The organism is Senegalimassilia faecalis (assembly GCF_004135645.1).
Taxonomy (GTDB): Bacteria; Actinomycetota; Coriobacteriia; order Coriobacteriales; family Eggerthellaceae; genus Senegalimassilia; species Senegalimassilia faecalis.
In genome coordinates, this window is sequence record NZ_SDPW01000001.1 from 2,029,770 (window position 1) to 2,045,415 (window position 15,646).

At 52.9% G+C, this 15,646-nt stretch carries 11 protein-coding genes; 3 read left to right on the forward strand and 8 right to left on the reverse strand.

Annotated features, from left to right (window positions below; translation table 11 throughout):
- Window positions 1-66 precede the first annotated feature (66 nt).
- The gene (locus tag ET524_RS08480; RefSeq protein WP_129424955.1) at window positions 67-255 is read right to left on the reverse strand and encodes a hypothetical protein; all 189 of its coding nucleotides are present in this window, start codon (window positions 253-255) and stop codon (window positions 67-69) included.
- Window positions 256-321: 66 nt separating this feature from the next.
- On the opposite strand from ET524_RS08480, the gene ET524_RS08485 reads away from it, so the two are divergent.
- The 3 genes from ET524_RS08485 to ET524_RS08495 are packed head-to-tail and all read left to right on the forward strand — an operon-like array spanning window position 322 to window position 3,518.
- Window positions 322-2,097, forward strand: a complete 1,776-nt coding sequence (locus tag ET524_RS08485; protein ID WP_129424957.1) for a phosphotransferase — start codon at window positions 322-324, stop codon at window positions 2,095-2,097.
- 34 nt (window positions 2,098-2,131) lie between these two features.
- A complete protein-coding gene (locus tag ET524_RS08490; RefSeq protein WP_129424959.1) occupies window positions 2,132-3,241 on the forward strand; it encodes a hypothetical protein in 1,110 nt (369 codons plus the stop codon).
- A gap of 4 nt (window positions 3,242-3,245) precedes the next feature.
- Window positions 3,246-3,518: a hypothetical protein gene (locus ET524_RS08495; RefSeq protein ID WP_129424961.1), complete on the forward strand. Its 273-nt coding sequence runs from the start codon at window positions 3,246-3,248 to the stop codon at window positions 3,516-3,518.
- Between the two features lie 251 nt (window positions 3,519-3,769).
- Here the strand turns inward: ET524_RS08495 and ET524_RS08500 are convergent, their stop codons facing one another.
- From ET524_RS08500 to ET524_RS08530, 7 genes are all read right to left on the reverse strand, one after another.
- Entirely contained in the window at window positions 3,770-4,741 is a 972-nt protein-coding gene (locus ET524_RS08500) for an LCP family protein (RefSeq protein WP_129424964.1), read from the reverse strand.
- Between the two features lie 27 nt (window positions 4,742-4,768).
- Entirely contained in the window at window positions 4,769-6,124 is a 1,356-nt protein-coding gene (locus ET524_RS08505; RefSeq protein WP_201738741.1) for an LCP family protein, read from the reverse strand.
- Window positions 6,125-6,245: 121 nt separating this feature from the next.
- Window positions 6,246-8,246 carry a DUF6541 family protein gene (locus tag ET524_RS08510; protein ID WP_129424966.1) on the reverse strand — a complete coding sequence of 667 codons (2,001 nt, stop codon included), beginning with the start codon at window positions 8,244-8,246 and terminating at the stop codon, window positions 6,246-6,248.
- Window positions 8,247-8,978: 732 nt separating this feature from the next.
- A complete protein-coding gene (locus ET524_RS11980; RefSeq protein WP_236648293.1) occupies window positions 8,979-9,443 on the reverse strand; it encodes an Abi family protein in 465 nt (154 codons plus the stop codon).
- A 567-nt stretch (window positions 9,444-10,010) separates the two neighbouring features.
- On the reverse strand, window positions 10,011-11,255 hold the full coding sequence (locus ET524_RS08520) for a hypothetical protein (RefSeq protein WP_129424970.1): 1,245 nt from the start codon (window positions 11,253-11,255) through the stop codon (window positions 10,011-10,013).
- A 23-nt stretch (window positions 11,256-11,278) separates the two neighbouring features.
- A complete protein-coding gene (locus tag ET524_RS08525) occupies window positions 11,279-12,814 on the reverse strand; it encodes an MBOAT family O-acyltransferase (RefSeq protein WP_129424972.1) in 1,536 nt (511 codons plus the stop codon).
- Between the two features lie 216 nt (window positions 12,815-13,030).
- Window positions 13,031-15,637, reverse strand: coding sequence for a bifunctional glycosyltransferase/CDP-glycerol:glycerophosphate glycerophosphotransferase (locus tag ET524_RS08530; RefSeq protein WP_129424974.1), 2,607 nt, complete (start codon window positions 15,635-15,637; stop codon window positions 13,031-13,033).
- Between the last annotated feature and the right edge of the window lie 9 nt (window positions 15,638-15,646).

Genomic DNA, 15,646 nt, shown 5'->3' on the forward strand with positions numbered 1-15,646 from the left:
GCATTTCGCAATATCGCAGTAAAACGGGGGCGCTTCGAGCGCCCCCGTTTTCAATTCAGAGCGATTTTAAACTAGCGCAAGCATCTTGCCAGCCGATTCAGCCAATGACTCATAACACGCCATCCGTTCAACACCCACATCACGGACAACAGCGTTCAAGCAACTTCCCTGCTGCGCAAGCGCGCAGGGCTCTTTAACCGCCGCAACAAGACCATTTCGTTCCAATTTCTTTCTATTTATCGATTTTCCGAACATACCCTCTTCCATATGTTCGCAATCTTGCTATGATAGTGAAAAAGCGAACAACAAAGGATTCGTCTCATGGCACTTAAGCATAACCACTTTAAAGTCATCTATGCCCTCAGCAAGCTTCCCCATGCAACGCAACGAGAAATCGCGAACGCTACCGGCCTGGGACTTGCCACCGTCAACGCCGCTTGCAAGGAATGCGAAGCCGCGGGGCTTATCAGCGACGGGCGCCTGACCGCACCCGGTATCGCATCGTTGAAGCCGTACGCCGTTGACAACGCCATCATCCTAGCCGCCGGCCTCTCTTCGCGCTTCGCGCCTATTTCCTACGAGCGCCCGAAGGGTTTGCTGCGTGTTCGCGGCGAAGTACTGATCGAGCGCCAAATCGAGCAGCTCAAAGCCGCGGGCGTTACCGACATCGTTGTTGTCGTCGGATACAAAAAAGAATGCTTCTTCTACCTGGAAGACAAATACGGCGTCAAGATCGTCATCAACAACGAATACGCCGTTCGAAACAACAACTCTTCCCTGATGCTGGTCAGGGAGCTGCTGGGTAACACCTACATCTGCTCTTCGGACAACTATTTCGAGGAGAACCCCTTCGAAAGCCATGTTTGGAAAGCCTATTACTCGGCCGAATACGCCGAGGGCCACACCAAGGAATGGTGCCTGCAAATCGGCACGCACGACCGCATCCGAGGCGTAAAAGTCGGGGGCGAGAACGCGTGGTACATGATCGGCCACGTCTTCTTCGATAAAGAGTTCTCCACCCGCTTCCGCGAAATCCTTGAAGACGAATACGACTTGCCGCAAACCCGCGACAAGCTTTGGGAAGACCTGTACGTCGAGCACATCAAAGAGCTCGACATGCGCATTCGCCGCTATGATCCCCCCATCATCCGCGAGTTCGACTCCCTTGACGAGCTGCGTGACTTCGATCCGCTGTTCCTGGAGAACCTTGATTCCGAAATCTTCGACAACATCGTTGCCGTGCTTGGCTGCAAGAAATCCGAGATTCACGACGTTTACCCGCTTAAGCAAGGTCTGACGAACCTGAGCTGCCACTTCGCCACCAACGATGGCGAATGGGTGTATCGCCATCCCGGCGTGGGAACGGAACTGCTTATCAACCGCACCGCCGAGAAAACCGCGCTCGAAACCGCCCGTCAGCTCGGCCTTGATGACACGTTCGTGTTCGAAAACGCGCGGCGCGGCTGGAAGATTTCGAAATACATCCCGCACTGCAAGAACCTCGATGCGCACGACGACAGCCAACTTGAAATCGCGATGGTTATGGCTCGCAAGCTGCACGAGTCGGGCGCAAAAGTCGAGCGCAGCTTCAGCTTCTACACCGAGGGCAAGCGATACGAGTGCATGCTGAAGGAACGCGGCCCTATCGATGTTTCCGATTGGCAGGAGATGAGCAGCCAGGCTGATATGCTCAACAACCTTATCAGCGCGGAAGCGGCCGACCCCGTGCTTTGCCACAACGATTTCTTCGGGCTGAATTTCCTTGTGGCCGAAGACGACCGCGTCAGCCTCATCGATTGGGAGTACGCGGGCATGGGCGATTATGCGAACGACTTCGGCACGTTCTGCGTGTGCGAACAGCTTGACGAAGAGCGCATGCGCGAGGCACTGGGGTATTACTTCGGCCGCACGCCCACCGCATCCGAATGGCGCCACAATCTTGCGCAGGTCGGCTTGGCGGGATGGTGTTGGTATGCCTGGTCGTTGCTTAAGGAAGCCGAGGGCGAGCACGTGGGCGAATGGGCCTACATCTATTACCGCTACGGCAAGACCTACCTGAAGAAAGCCTTAGACCTTTATAACCAAAGCGAACAGTAAGCATCGGGAAAGCACCAAGCGGAAAGGGCCAGACATGAATTCCTCGATCGAAACGCTTCGGGCCAAGCGGCGCAGAAGCTTCATGACGCGCGGCATCGCGTTCGCCGTTGCTTCGGGCATATGCTACGGACTTTACACGGGTTTTCTCACGCTTGCGGAAACGCAAGGCGTATGGGGCGAATGGTTCGCCGGAAGCACATGGGGCAATGGCAACGAGGCGTTGAGCGCGTTCGCCATCACGTTTACGCTTGCAGCGCTTGCCGCCGGAATCAACGACTTGTTCAGCGGCATATGGTCGGTTCTCGTTTGCGCAAAGAACCATCAGCTGGGCGATTTGCGCAAAACGCTTGCCTCTAAGCCCGGCCGCGTGATGATGCTGTGCGCCGCAGTTGGCGGCCCCTTCGCCACCATCGCCTATGTCATCGGCCTCAACTCCGCCACGGCCTCGGGAAATCCCGGCGTTATCGTGCCGATTGCAGCGCTGAACTGCGCCATCGGAGCAATTTTGGGCCGCATCCTGTTCAAGCAGAAGCTCAGCGCGCACAAAGTGCTCGGCATTGTGGTGTGCCTTGCCTCTGCAGGCATGATTGGCGGCGCAAGCTTCGCGTCCATGGGGCCCGATGCGCTGCTTGGATGCCTCTTCGCCTTCCTGGCGGCGTTCGGATGGGGCTTTGAGGGCTGCGTTGCCGGATTCGGCACCATCCTTATCGACTACCGCATCGGCATTGCCATCCGCCAAATGACCGCTGGCGTGCTTGAGCTTCTCATCGTCTTCCCCGTACTTGCGATTGCGGGAGACGGGGTTGGAAGCCTGGTGAGCCTGGCCGGCGCTGCCGCAACAAGCCCCACGCTGCTGATTTTCGCCATTTCCGGCCTGTTCGCTATGCCGGCGTTCTCGTTCTGGTACAAAGGCAACTCCATGTGCGGCACGGCGCTTGGCATGGCGTGCAACGGCATGTATGCGTTCTGGGGACCGCTGTTCATCTGGCTTATCATGGGCGTGCTGGGCATCGGCGGTCTTTCTGCTGACTATCCACCCCTCACGGCAATCCAATGGCTGGGCGCCGTCATCATGGTAATCGGAATCTTCTGCATCGCCGTAGAGCCCCGCAGCCTCCTCGGCAAGAACAAGAAGGGGGAATAATCCCATGAGCAGTAATCTAATGCCGCTGTATTTCGCCATCATGAAGCACTTCGAAAGCGGAAAGGCCGATTGCGTCGAAGGCGTGATGGACGCGCTGCGAAACGATTACGGCAGCTATAAGCTGTTTACCGAAAAGGACATCGAGGAGTCGCTGGCCACCGCGAAAGAAAACGGCCTGCTTGACGAATGCGATTGGCAGCTTGACAAGAACGGCAACCTCAAGGTTTTCTACCAAGCCAACGATTTCGGTAAAGACATGATTGCGAAATACCTGTAGCAAGCAGGAAGCAAACAGCAAGGCGGGCGACATCTTTGGGATGTCGCCCGCCTTTGCTTTCTTGCAGATAATTCTCTCATCATCACGCCGCCGGCATCTCTTACCCCGCCAGCGCCCGCAGCCCCCCGACATCGCATCGCAAGCCAAAGGGTGCGCAACCCCGGCGCTTGCCGAAAGGCCGCAAAAACAAAACGCGCGAACGTGGCGTGCGTGCCACGTTCGCGCGTTTGCAATTCCTGCCTGCGGAGGCCTTATGCTGCCGCTACGCGGGGGGAGGCGACGATGGTTTCGGGGTCGCCGCCGGCCTCTACCGTCTCGATGATCTGGGCCCACGTGGCCTCATCGCGATAGGCAAGCCACAGGTTGATATCGGGGTCGATATCGCCCTGGTACGGGCCCGTGCCGGACGTGAACTCGATCTTGTCCGCATTCTGCGCGAACACCTTCACCGTCTCCACCAGGTCAGCCGCATTCCAGTCGGTGTCGCAGTTGTCGACAAGCGCCTGCACATGCAGCGCGGCGTTAACAGGATCTGCGGCAACTTGCTGGATGCCCACCTGCACCAGCTGACGGTCCTGAATCTGGCGGCATGCGTCCAGGTCGTTGGCGTACTGCTTGCGCGAGCGCGCCAAAACCAGCGCCTCGGGGCCATTCAGCTCCTGCGTGCCGGCGTTCAGCGCAATGTTGTCGCCCGAAACAATGTCCACCAGCTGCATGTTGATGGGCACGTTCGCCGTCACGCCGCCCAGCTGGTCGACGAACTTCTCGAACTGCACGAAGTCCATGTCCAGGTAGTACTTCGGGGTGACGCCGGTGAGCTTGGCCACTTCGCTCTCAAGCGCCTCGATGCCGGCGATGCGGTACACCTCGTTCAGCTTCATCTTCTGGCCGTTGTACTCGGTGGACGTGTCGCGCGGGACGGAAATCAAAGCTACCGAATAGGTTTTCGGGTCGATGCGCGCAAGCATCAGCACGTCGCTGCGGCCGGTGCCGTCGGAATACTCCGGCTTCGTGATCTCAACCGTGCCCGTGCGCGAGTCGTTGCCCACGATCATCACGTAGAACGGCTCCGTTTCGGCCTTGGCGGTCTGCACGCTGTCGGAAACCTCAAGCGTCTCGTCCTCGTGAACGTTCGGCTCGGCCTTCTTTTGGCACCCGGCCAGCAAGCACAGCGCAAGCGTGCAGCAGGCCACGATCGCCAAAATCCTCTTCCTTGTGTTCATTCCCGTTTCCTTCCTTGCAAATCCTTGTTACGGAATGATTGCCGTTGAATCTACGTCGATGCCTTTCGGGTTCTCCCCGGCATCAACGGATTTCATGATGGTTGCCCAGCCCTCGGGGTTCTCGTAGCACATCCACAAACCGCCGGCTTCCTCGTTGTAATCGCCCTTCGACGGACCCGAGGTGCTGTACACGGTCATGCTGCCCGAGCCGCCCGCAAACGCCATGGCAAGCGAAATGATGTCTGCCGTGCGCATGTCGGTTCCCACGAAACCAGCAACGCTCAAGATGGTGTTGGGCATCTGATACACCGGCTCGCTGAGCACCTTGTTCATAATGGCAAGCGCAAGCTGGCGAACGTTATCCTGGCGGTGTTCGTCCTGGTCAACCTGGTATTCGTGGCGGGCGCGGGCAAACAACTGCGCCTGCTGGCCGTTAAGCACCTGCGTGCCCGGCTCAAGCGTGACCGTCTCGCCCGTCAGGGCATCCTGATACGAAAGCTCGATGTCCACGTTCACCTCGACGCCGCCCAGCTTGTCGACGATGTCCTGCAATTCGGAGAAGTGAACCTCGGCGTAGTGCGAAATGCTCACGCCCGTAAGCTGCGAAACCGCCTTGATGGACTCCGGCGCGCCGCCGATGTTATACGCCTCGTTGATTTTCATGAGCTGGCCATCGGACGTGCGATACGGCGTGTCGCGCGGCACGGTGACCATGGTAATCTGCTTGTTCGCAGCGTCCACGCGCATAAGAATCATGACGTCGGAGCGCTGATTGTCGCCGGATTCGGCCGCCTTGTCCGACGTGCCCGAGCCCTCGCGCGAGTCCGACCCCAGCACCAGCACGTAGAACGGCTGACCCATTTCGGCCGGAGTCAGCGCGTCGCTGACCGCAATGTCCTGCTCGGTACCCATCGAAAGCGCGCTGTCAAGCTGATGAGAGAACCACAAGCCGTAAGCGCCCACGGCGAAAACGCACACCAGCACCACCGCCAGGGCCGTCAAGCCGACGCGCTTGAGCAACCGCGCGCGGCGTCGCTTGCGCGCAACCGCCACATACGCGCGCTGCGCGTTCGCACGCGACTGAACGGGCGCGGGCGCCGCCGATGCACGCGGTGGCCGCTGACCTGCATAGGCACCACCAGCGCCACCGCGCGGGCGAGCCGCCTGGTTGCCGCGAGCTTGGCCCGGACGCGCCTGCGCGCCATACGGCCCGCCCGGCCGACCACCACGAGCCCCGCCCGGCTGGCCGCCGCCTTGCGGCATGGGAGCACCCTGACGTGCGCGCGAGCTCGGCGCGGCAGGCCTGCCCTGCGCGGGACGGCGCGGCGCGGCGCCCGGACGGGCGGCATAGCCTTGCCTTGGTTGATGCTCCCTGTTGCTCATGTCGAGAATGACCCTTTCTGTTTACGCTTAAACCCTTGAATTGTAACACCCTGGGAAATTCAGCAGCGCAAACACAACGCATCGTCTACAACCGAGCACAACTGGCAGCGAATGTACCGCGCTAATCCCCTATTCGGTACAACCTCATATCGCCTTCGCTCAACACCAGCGAAAAGCCCGGAGTTTCCGGCGTAATAGACTCGATACCCGCCCAATCTTCTTCCTTATAGCGAAGATTCACAACCGTGCGGTCGTCACCCGACTTGTCGTCAAGCATCATCACGTAGTGCGCGCCCGCCTGCTCAACAGCAGCACGCACCTCGTCCGACGACGCGTAATCGCACAAGCGGGTGCGAATGAGCGAGGCGAACTCTTCCAAACCAACCGGGCCCGACGTGCCCGCACGCCTAAAGTACGTGTTCACGCCCTCCACGCCATAAGCCCAACAACTGCCATCGTGAGGAAGATTGATCACGCAATCGTGACCCGCAATCGACATGACGTTCTTCACGAACGCGTCCTCTTCGGACGTGAGCCCCTTGTTCCACGAATAGCGGCCGCTCACCTCTTTGTGAATCTTCATAAGCCCTGGCCGAACATCGGTGTTGCCGAACGCGAAATGCACGGGAGCGAACTGGCACGCCGTCAGGGCGGCAACCACAACAACCACGGCAATCACCAAAGGACGGCGACCGTTCGCGCACGCAGGGCGCACACGACCAACCAGCTGCGAGCCAAGCTCCACCAGCCAGGCAAAACCCAACGCGGCAAGCGGGATGGCGAACAGCGCCGTCATGGCGCCGGTGCGGTAATAATCGGTGTACCAGAAGCCCGTCAGCAACTGCTTGACGAAGCCGTCGGTGGAAACGTCGATAACGTAGAACACAAGCGCCACCACATATGCCACGGACAACCAGCGCAAACGCTTGTCCTTCAGCGTCTTCGCAACGCCAAGCAGCACCAGCAACGTCAAGAAAGGCTGCACGCCTTCACGCGAGGTGAACATGAACAGCAGGCCGGAAACCACCGCCTCAGGAATGCTGAGCGTCGATTTCCAGGAGTAGGTGACAACGCTCTGCAGAGGCGGCGCAAGGAACAGCACAACCCATGCAGCGCATGCCACAAGAAGCAAAACCACAGCTGCGGTCTTGCCTCGACGGCTTGCGCCCGCTTCCCTACCCCACAGATAGGAAACGGCGAACAGCACCGACCATACGCCCAGCGTAAACGCCCCGTTCGGCTGTGCAAGCGCAACGGCCACCATGCTGCAGGCATAAGCGGCAACCCAAGCGCATTTCGACAAGCCGCCTTTGCCGGCAAGCCCGCAGATGAGCACGCCAAGGGCAGCAGGAATCATCGCGAACGAAAACAAGTTCGAAAGCAACTGGCCGTACACCACAAAGCCCCACGGAAACCCGCAAAACGCCGCCGAGAACAGCGACCCGCCGCACACGACCAGCTTATTATCCGGGAACAGCGCCCTCATCAGGCAAAGTACGCCCAGGGGAAGCACAACCGTACACGTCACAAAAATCATGGCGTTCGTTGCCAGCGCCACCTCGTTGCCAACAAAGGACGTCACAACAGCGGTAACCACGTGCCAAGCTGCCGGATAATATCCACCGGCTTCGCCCAGGTCAAGGTACTTCGTAACGTTCAGCGTGGAGTACGTACCCGAATCCAAGAACCCACGGACAACGGAAAGATGCACCGTCGTGTCATCGTTACGCGAAAACGAAGCCGGGTCGCCCATTGCGTGGAGGAACACAAGCGCAGCCACAAACACGGCAACGCCCACGCACAAAGCCACCTGCAAGCGCACATCGCCCAAAGCCGAAGGGTTGCTACAAGCCGTACCACCTTTCGCACGACGAACGCTGCCGCAAACAGCAAAGACCAGCAGGCACAGCACCACACAAGCAAGCAGCAGCACCCACGCACTGCACGTTATGCCGACGGCGAAGAACACAACGCCCAGCGCCACCAACGCAAACACGGAAAACGCCGGCGCCACCGCAACCGAGGCGAATCGGTCAAGCCGCAAACCTCTGCCAACCAAATACCCCGGCACATACAGCACCAAAACCGCAATCAAAACCGCAAAACCAAAGGTCAACCACATACCCTATTCCCCAACCAAAACAGCAAGTCCCACATCACGCAGAGCGCAACTTCCCAACTACTAACGTGTCCGCCAAATGCGTATAACACATCATAAACGCAACGTCACCAATATCATCACATCGCTCAATAAATCGAGGAAGAGGAAAGCAACCCAAAATCCGGCAGTTAGGCAAACGAAGCCACGGATGGGCCTCAGCGGTCAAACGCAGCAATAGCATTTAAATATGCGGCGGGGATTGTGAGCGGCGTTACCCGTTTCGGACCGCGAATTCAGATGAGATTTGCAAACAGGCGCATAAAACTAGGGCGAGGCCCAGTGGATCCCGCCCTTACAAAACCAAGAGGTTTTTACATCTGAAATCATTTTCAACGCATGGGGACCCATACGTCAACCAGTTTCCAAATAAAATCAAAAGAGTATTTCACATTATCGTTCGAGCTAAAGAGATGCGACTGCGATTCTGCGTACACGCGGACGTCGTTCATGAAGATGGCGTGCCTAGTGCGGGTGCCACGATTCGGGCAAAGCGCAGCCGACATGTAAAGGGTTGCCGCAATCTGAGACATTCGAAGATTGCGGAGCCTCGCTCGTCTCGTCTTCGTATTCCTCATGCCTGCGGTATTGAGCGAATCCGTGATGAGCTCATTCGGCCTGTACCCCGCAAGCTCCCCCGACGACCCAAACCCGTTGACAATGCAAGACCCATGAGAGACCGCATTGCGAAGGGCTTTAACGCTCTTGAGGACATAATGTTCTTGCATCATTCGAGAATCTTCCCATCGCTGGGAACAGAACAGCCAGAAATTCGCAAGCACGCCAAACTCCGATGCCTCCAGGAGTACCCAGACAGGCATCTGCAGTGATTTCACGCAGCGCAGCGCGCAATCGGCGATCAATGCGTGACAATTCGACAAGGTGAGCGAAGTCGAGGCCGACATAGGCTCCAACGTTCGGCCCGTCAACCTGACGGGGAAACAAAACCCGATAAGAGGCGGCGCGAAGGTAGTTGTTAGAGCTCGAAAGGTATCTAGCCGCATCCTCTTCCGAGCAGCCTTCAAACATGACTCCCTTAGACTTGAGATGGGCTATCTGCTGCTCGACGGTCAGCATGGGCTTTCGATGGGAATGAAGCTCGACCGCACCGGAAGCAGAAGCCGAAGGACTAAAAGGCAAAACATATCCGTGTTCGCTCACGCCCGTCCTCTCTTTCGAATTGATAGCGCTTATTGCTCATGTCGCAAGAGAGTATTATATCGCGATACGGAACGAAAAAGCCTGCTGCAAAGCTCACGATGTCCTTCCGGCGGCAATTCGATAGCTCTTCATTCTTCGTTCAAGAAAATCATTTCATTGCATCTCTGAACGCCCTCACCAATCAGATGATGCCCTCAAGAAAAACTACCGCAGACAAATCAGTATCCAACCACAATAACGGCGATATCGATTAAAACAATCATACACAGGTAGGAAGAGAAGGGTAACGAACAATCAATGAAAAGGTAAGCCGTGTCGATATGTTACCAATATTGATAACATATCGACACGGCTCAAGTTTCCGGAAGTCTTCAGGCTTTTTTACACAGCCGCTATATTTCTAGTAAATTATCTTAAATACTGGGCTGGCCGAAAGGCCCTGGCCCACCCTTCCGGCAGGGACATTTTCCCTGCCATTTTTGTTTCTGGTAGGGATTACTTAAGAAAGTTTGTAGCCGGCAAACTCAATAACCAAATATCGTCCGCCCTTATCTTCTTCATTATGCTTCACCTCAGATTGCAAGCAGACTTCTCATTGGTCAATGTGTTATAGCATGTCATGTACATAACATCATCGATATTGCTGTATTTCTGAACGAACTCAGATAGCGTCAACTTCGCGTACCGCGGGTCATAAATGTAGACATTTTTATAATTCGCCAAGTACAACCTCTCGATACAACTTGAATAAGAGTCTCCAACAATCAAAAGCGACTTATCACCAGCATCTTCGCTTTTGTTTACGAGAACGATTTGCGGACAATCCGTGTGATAATAATCCGCATAGTAGTTCGAGAAATCCCCTCGAGGCCAGCCCCCTTGTTCGTAGCGGTCAGCGCTATTGACAAAGTCTTCGTCTTTTTCCTCCCCACTAACCCATATGTCATAGGCAGGTAAATTGAACTTGTAGTCGATGACCCCATCCGCATCGTAATCGGCATCTAAGCCCGTTCGAGCCGCCGAACCATAAAACGAGATATCATCGAATGAAACCGTTTCGACGGGCTGAACAAGATCGTCACCAAATCCAAAGAATGTCGCCGTAGTGCAATATGCATCGTAAGCAGCCTTGATATTCCAGTGGTGATCGGAGTTGTAATACTTCTCTGCATACTCAGAGTCGGAAGACGGGCTCCAATGCATGAGGGAAACATTTTCATCAAGCTTCGAAGAAATAGCATCGAGAACATATTCCTCCCCCGCAGCATCGGATACCAGTCCCGAATGAGCATCGAGTTCGAGGACACCAGCGCGAGCGGGCACATACATGAGATAATTCAACTCAGGATGAGCCTCGACAAACGAATTGATAGATTCGATAGAGTTCACTACCGCGTCAGTTTTGATATTCTCTTTCTTCATAGGTATCGCGCGAACGATATTGTAAGCTGAATCATAATAATAACCAGACCCAAAAAAGGTCGGATAATCGCTATAGCCGACCATCATCGACATGGGCACTATACTCAGACGCTGAAGCTGCGCATTCGTCAAAAGAACCTTATCGCGCATAGGAACCAAATCCGAAACATAGCTTTCGAACCCACTTTGGAACTTCCCCGACATGGCTGTATCAACAGTTGCTTTCGGAAATTTCGTATAGTTACGCCCTTCAAGATTCGAGTGCTTCGCGTTCACGGACATCCAGTCTGGAAAATCAAATCCTATCCTATCCGCAACCGTGCAAAACAATGTTCCGCACAGCAATACCGCCGAGCCAAGCAGTAAAACAGCATTTCTAATCTTAAGCATAATAATTCATCACCCAAGGTCGATTAAAAACGGAAGTAAATGAACGGATTAAACGAGCCAGAAACAACTGACCCGATAGAAATGAGCAGCATGAGCAACAAAGCAAGATCAGCCAGCAAAGCAACAAATTCCACTGTAAGCAATCGAGACTTTGCCACGATCTTCGAGGCATCGTAATTCAACTCGCAAAGCCCGTCGGTTTCATAGTGCTTCTCGTTCGGCAAATCGACTTCAAGGAAATTCGTAAGCGTCCTTCCCTCAGCCCATGCAACAAGCTTTGCTCGAATCCACGGCACAATCGGAGTAGAGGCAATCGCGCAAACCAAAAACACGGGCACGTATTCCCATGCAGTAAGCTCCCAAGGCGTTGAAGATCCAGAAATGCCGAACGCGCCGAACATAGCGAGTAGGTAATTCCCCAAATCCCCCATATCCTCAACCCAGAACAGCAACCATCCGAACATGAAAATCACGATGCCGTAAAGATGCTGCAACGCATTCGGAAGCTTCCGAACATGTTTCAGAATAACCTGCTTTTCAAGCACAAGCATGACGCCATAGAACAAGCCCCACAAAATGAAATTCCACGCAGCGCCATGCCATAAGCCCGTAAGAGCCCAGACAACACCGATATTAAAAACCCAACGCTTCGTAGTAACGCGACTTCCACCAAGCGGAATGTACACGTAATCGCGGAAGAACGTCGAAAGCGAGATGTGCCAACGACGCCAAAATTCCGTTGCATTTTTTGATAAGTAGGGGTAGTTGAAGTTACGTAGATACTGGAATCCGAACATCTTTCCAAGGCCGATAGCCATGTCGGAGTACCCAGCAAAATCAAAGAAAATTTGGAACGTGTACGCTATTAGGCCAGCCCACGCGCCTACAAAACCGATTTCCGTTCCCCCCAACTGAAGCATCTTCGTTGCTAAAATCGCGACCACATTAGCCAGCAGGACTTTTTTCGCAAAGCCAACGCAGAAGAGTCTCATGCCCGAACAAAATCCTTTAAGCGTCTCCTTGCGGTGAAGCACCTGCTCCTGAATGGTTGAGTACCTAACGATAGGGCCGGCAACCAACTGCGGAAACATTGCAATGTACATGCCTAGGTACACGAGGTTGCGCTGGGCGGGAACCTCTCGACGGTACACGTCCACAATGTACGAGACCGCCTGAAGCGTATAGAACGAGATGCCAATGGGAAGCGGGAGGTTCAGGTCGGGAATAGCCTCAAAACCTACCAGTGCATTTATGTTTTCAGCAATAAAGCCTTCGTACTTGAAATAGCAAAGCAGCGCAAGATTAACCACCAGGTCAACAACCAAGAGCAGCTTTCTCTGCCCATCCTTGTTCGCCCGATCGATGAGGACGCCAAACAGCCAGTTAGCAATAATCGAAACGACCATGAGCACAATATATGTAGGTTCGCCCCACGCATAAAAGACAAGAGATGCAAGCAGGAGTAAGCAGTTCTTCGCCGCACGACTAGGAATGACAAAGTAAGCCACCAGCACAAGCGGCAAAAACACCAAGAGAAAAACCGAGCTAGAAAATACCATTTACTACCTAACCAAAGACAATCCAAACTAGAACCCGCCGTTACGGTGCAAAACTTTTCGGGTATCTCGACACCAAGCGCTACAGAACTTATACCAATTCGGCACATAAGCCACCCAGGAAAGCGGCACAAATGATTGGCATATTCGGCTGGAACCATAGTTTCACTAGTAAAAAGCCGAATAATGAAGCCCGATGTCCTCACGCATCAACCAAAATCAATATCTTCCTTCATCAAGCTCTTTAATGCGCTTATATACTCGCTCGCAACATTTGCCATCGTGGAAAGCAAAGAATTCACTCATTCTTTTTGCATATTTCTCCTCGGGAACGAAACCACGCTCCGCACATGCTTTCAATTCTTCGACAAGAGCCTTCTCTGTTTTAACGACAGGACCAAACCCGTCTTTTTTGAAGTCAAAATAACCCTTTGAGTAAACTTGCATCCCAGAAAAAAAGCTTTCAGAATCAAATTGATAGTACAAGCATTCTTTATTTAGATAGGCAGTTTCGAAAGCAGTCGACGAATAATCGGTAATCATAAGAACTGCATTCGCAAACTCCTGCTGAATAGACGCTCCTGTCTGATTACCTTCCACCTTAATATAGCTCGGAATGCTAAACACTCCACTCTCCACGTAAGGAAATGTATTGGCATGGGGATAAAAGACAACATCAAGACCCGTGTTTTGGGCAACAGAGCGCAGGCTATCGCTGTTCAAGAACGATTCCCATCTCTGCTTATATTCAGAATCCTTAAAAGCATCATTCAAGCCACGTACATTGCCCTTGCCAATTTTGTCGCCACTGAGTTTATTTCTCCAAGTCGGCATAATGAGAATGCTTTTTTTTAAGGACTTTTTTCTAAGCAAGGCATCATGCCTTGGCAAACCGGTCAATTCAACCTGCCTGGGCGTCAATAAATAGGAAGAACCGTCGCCCCGAATTGATTCAGCCTCCCTTGTCGCCGAAGTAAACATCACGTCAATAGGTTTCCCGTTAAGCCACCCAGAAAGGTTGTTATGGATAACGCCATGCTGGAGAAAAATAAACCTTTTCGACTTATAGAAGTTGTCGCCAAAATATGAGTGAACAAAACCATCAGCGTGACTGCTAACAATTGTGGAACACTTTTTGAGAAACTCCTCGTGCTCTTTCGAACCAAAAGCAAGCAACTCGAAACCTTCATCGGAAAGCCTTTGCCAATCTTTAGCTTCTTTGCGGAGTACGAAATAGCTTTTCTGCTCGGGATGATTTATCTTCATCCACCGATAGAGATGCTCAGCATTGTCATCAGCTTGAGTATCCCTATCCATAAACAGCCATATATCGTCAGAATCTTGCTTATACTTATCCCATCCCGCTCTATAGATAGCATTAATGTCTTTCATCTGAACATGGTGACATGGCTGCTTACCTTTTATCGAAAGCCTGAGATCGGCAGTATTGTCGTGCACGTTATAGGAAAGCGTATCCTTTTCTGCAGGTAACGAGAACCATGACATATACAGCGAATAGAACTCCCTGCCAAAAAGAGTCCGGCTTACACGTTTAATTTCGACCGGATCGAGCTTAACCCCGTTTTTGAACAAGTCAAAATCCATGTTCAACGAACGAATCTGCATAACTTTAGATTTATAATCAATGCGCTCAATATATGCCACTTGATTGTCTGGCCGAACCCTCTTAAAAGCATTCAGGCAGGCATACTTCGTTTCGAAATTAAGCCATCCCCCCGATATTCCCTCGATTACATTAGCGTCAATGTAACCAAATATCTTATGTAAATTATCCCAAAAAATATCCCCGAGACCTACGTCTTCGAAATGTTGCGATCGCTCTTCGTGGCCAATCAGCTGCTTGAAATACCATTGGAGATCATACAGTACGGTCTCTTGAATATAGTAAGGCGTGTGTCCGCATTTTTCATTAGCGCGCCTAAGGAGATCAAGATACCCTTTCTCCAAAACAGTGGTGAACTTTTCAGACGAACCCCAAGAAGAGTCCAGGGTCGATGTCCCGTTATCCCTTTTTCGATAGTAATAAATTGGTTTGCGCAAATAAGCAATTCTACCCTCATCGAGAGAAAGCAGATACCTATTGAGAAAATGAGCGTCTTCGAAATTGGGCTTTATCTCTTCATTGAACAGTGCATCCATACCCCCAATCCTGCTCATCCTAAAGAAGGATTTGCTAGCAGAAAGGGTTATCGGCAGATAATCATCGTTAACATTAAACAGAGAGATGTCGTTCTTAAATTCCCCACGCAAAGGATGCTTGTCAAAGTATTCACCTTTGGTCTCGTTGTAAAAAATAATACGACAGGTTGCAAATTGAACATCAGAATACGTCGACACCGTTCTATCTACTTCTTCGAAGTAAGATTCCGAGACAAAGTCGTCAGGATCGATAAATGTAACCCAATCGCTTGTTACATGATCCAGCCCGAGATTTCGAGCACTGGCCTGGCCGCCGTTTTCTTTGTAATAGTAATCAATCAGTTCAGGGAACCGCTGCTTCCAATTAGCTATGACTTTTGCAGAACCGTCGGTGGAGCCATCATCAACCATGACGAGTTTAAGCCGCTCATCATTAATCGTCTGCGTAGTTAAGCTCTCGAAAAAATCGTCAAGATATTTCTCTGCGTTATAAACAGCGGAAACTACGCTATAGGTGTAGCGTCCTTCGTAACTGTTCGGCTTATAGGTAACGCCAAATCCTCCCTCTAATCGCTGTTTTTGAATACGCAGCACAGTTTCCTGAGGAAGAACCTTCTTGGCTTTCTTGAATGCGGTCTTCTTCATTTTTTTCGCAAAAGCGTTCATATATCACAC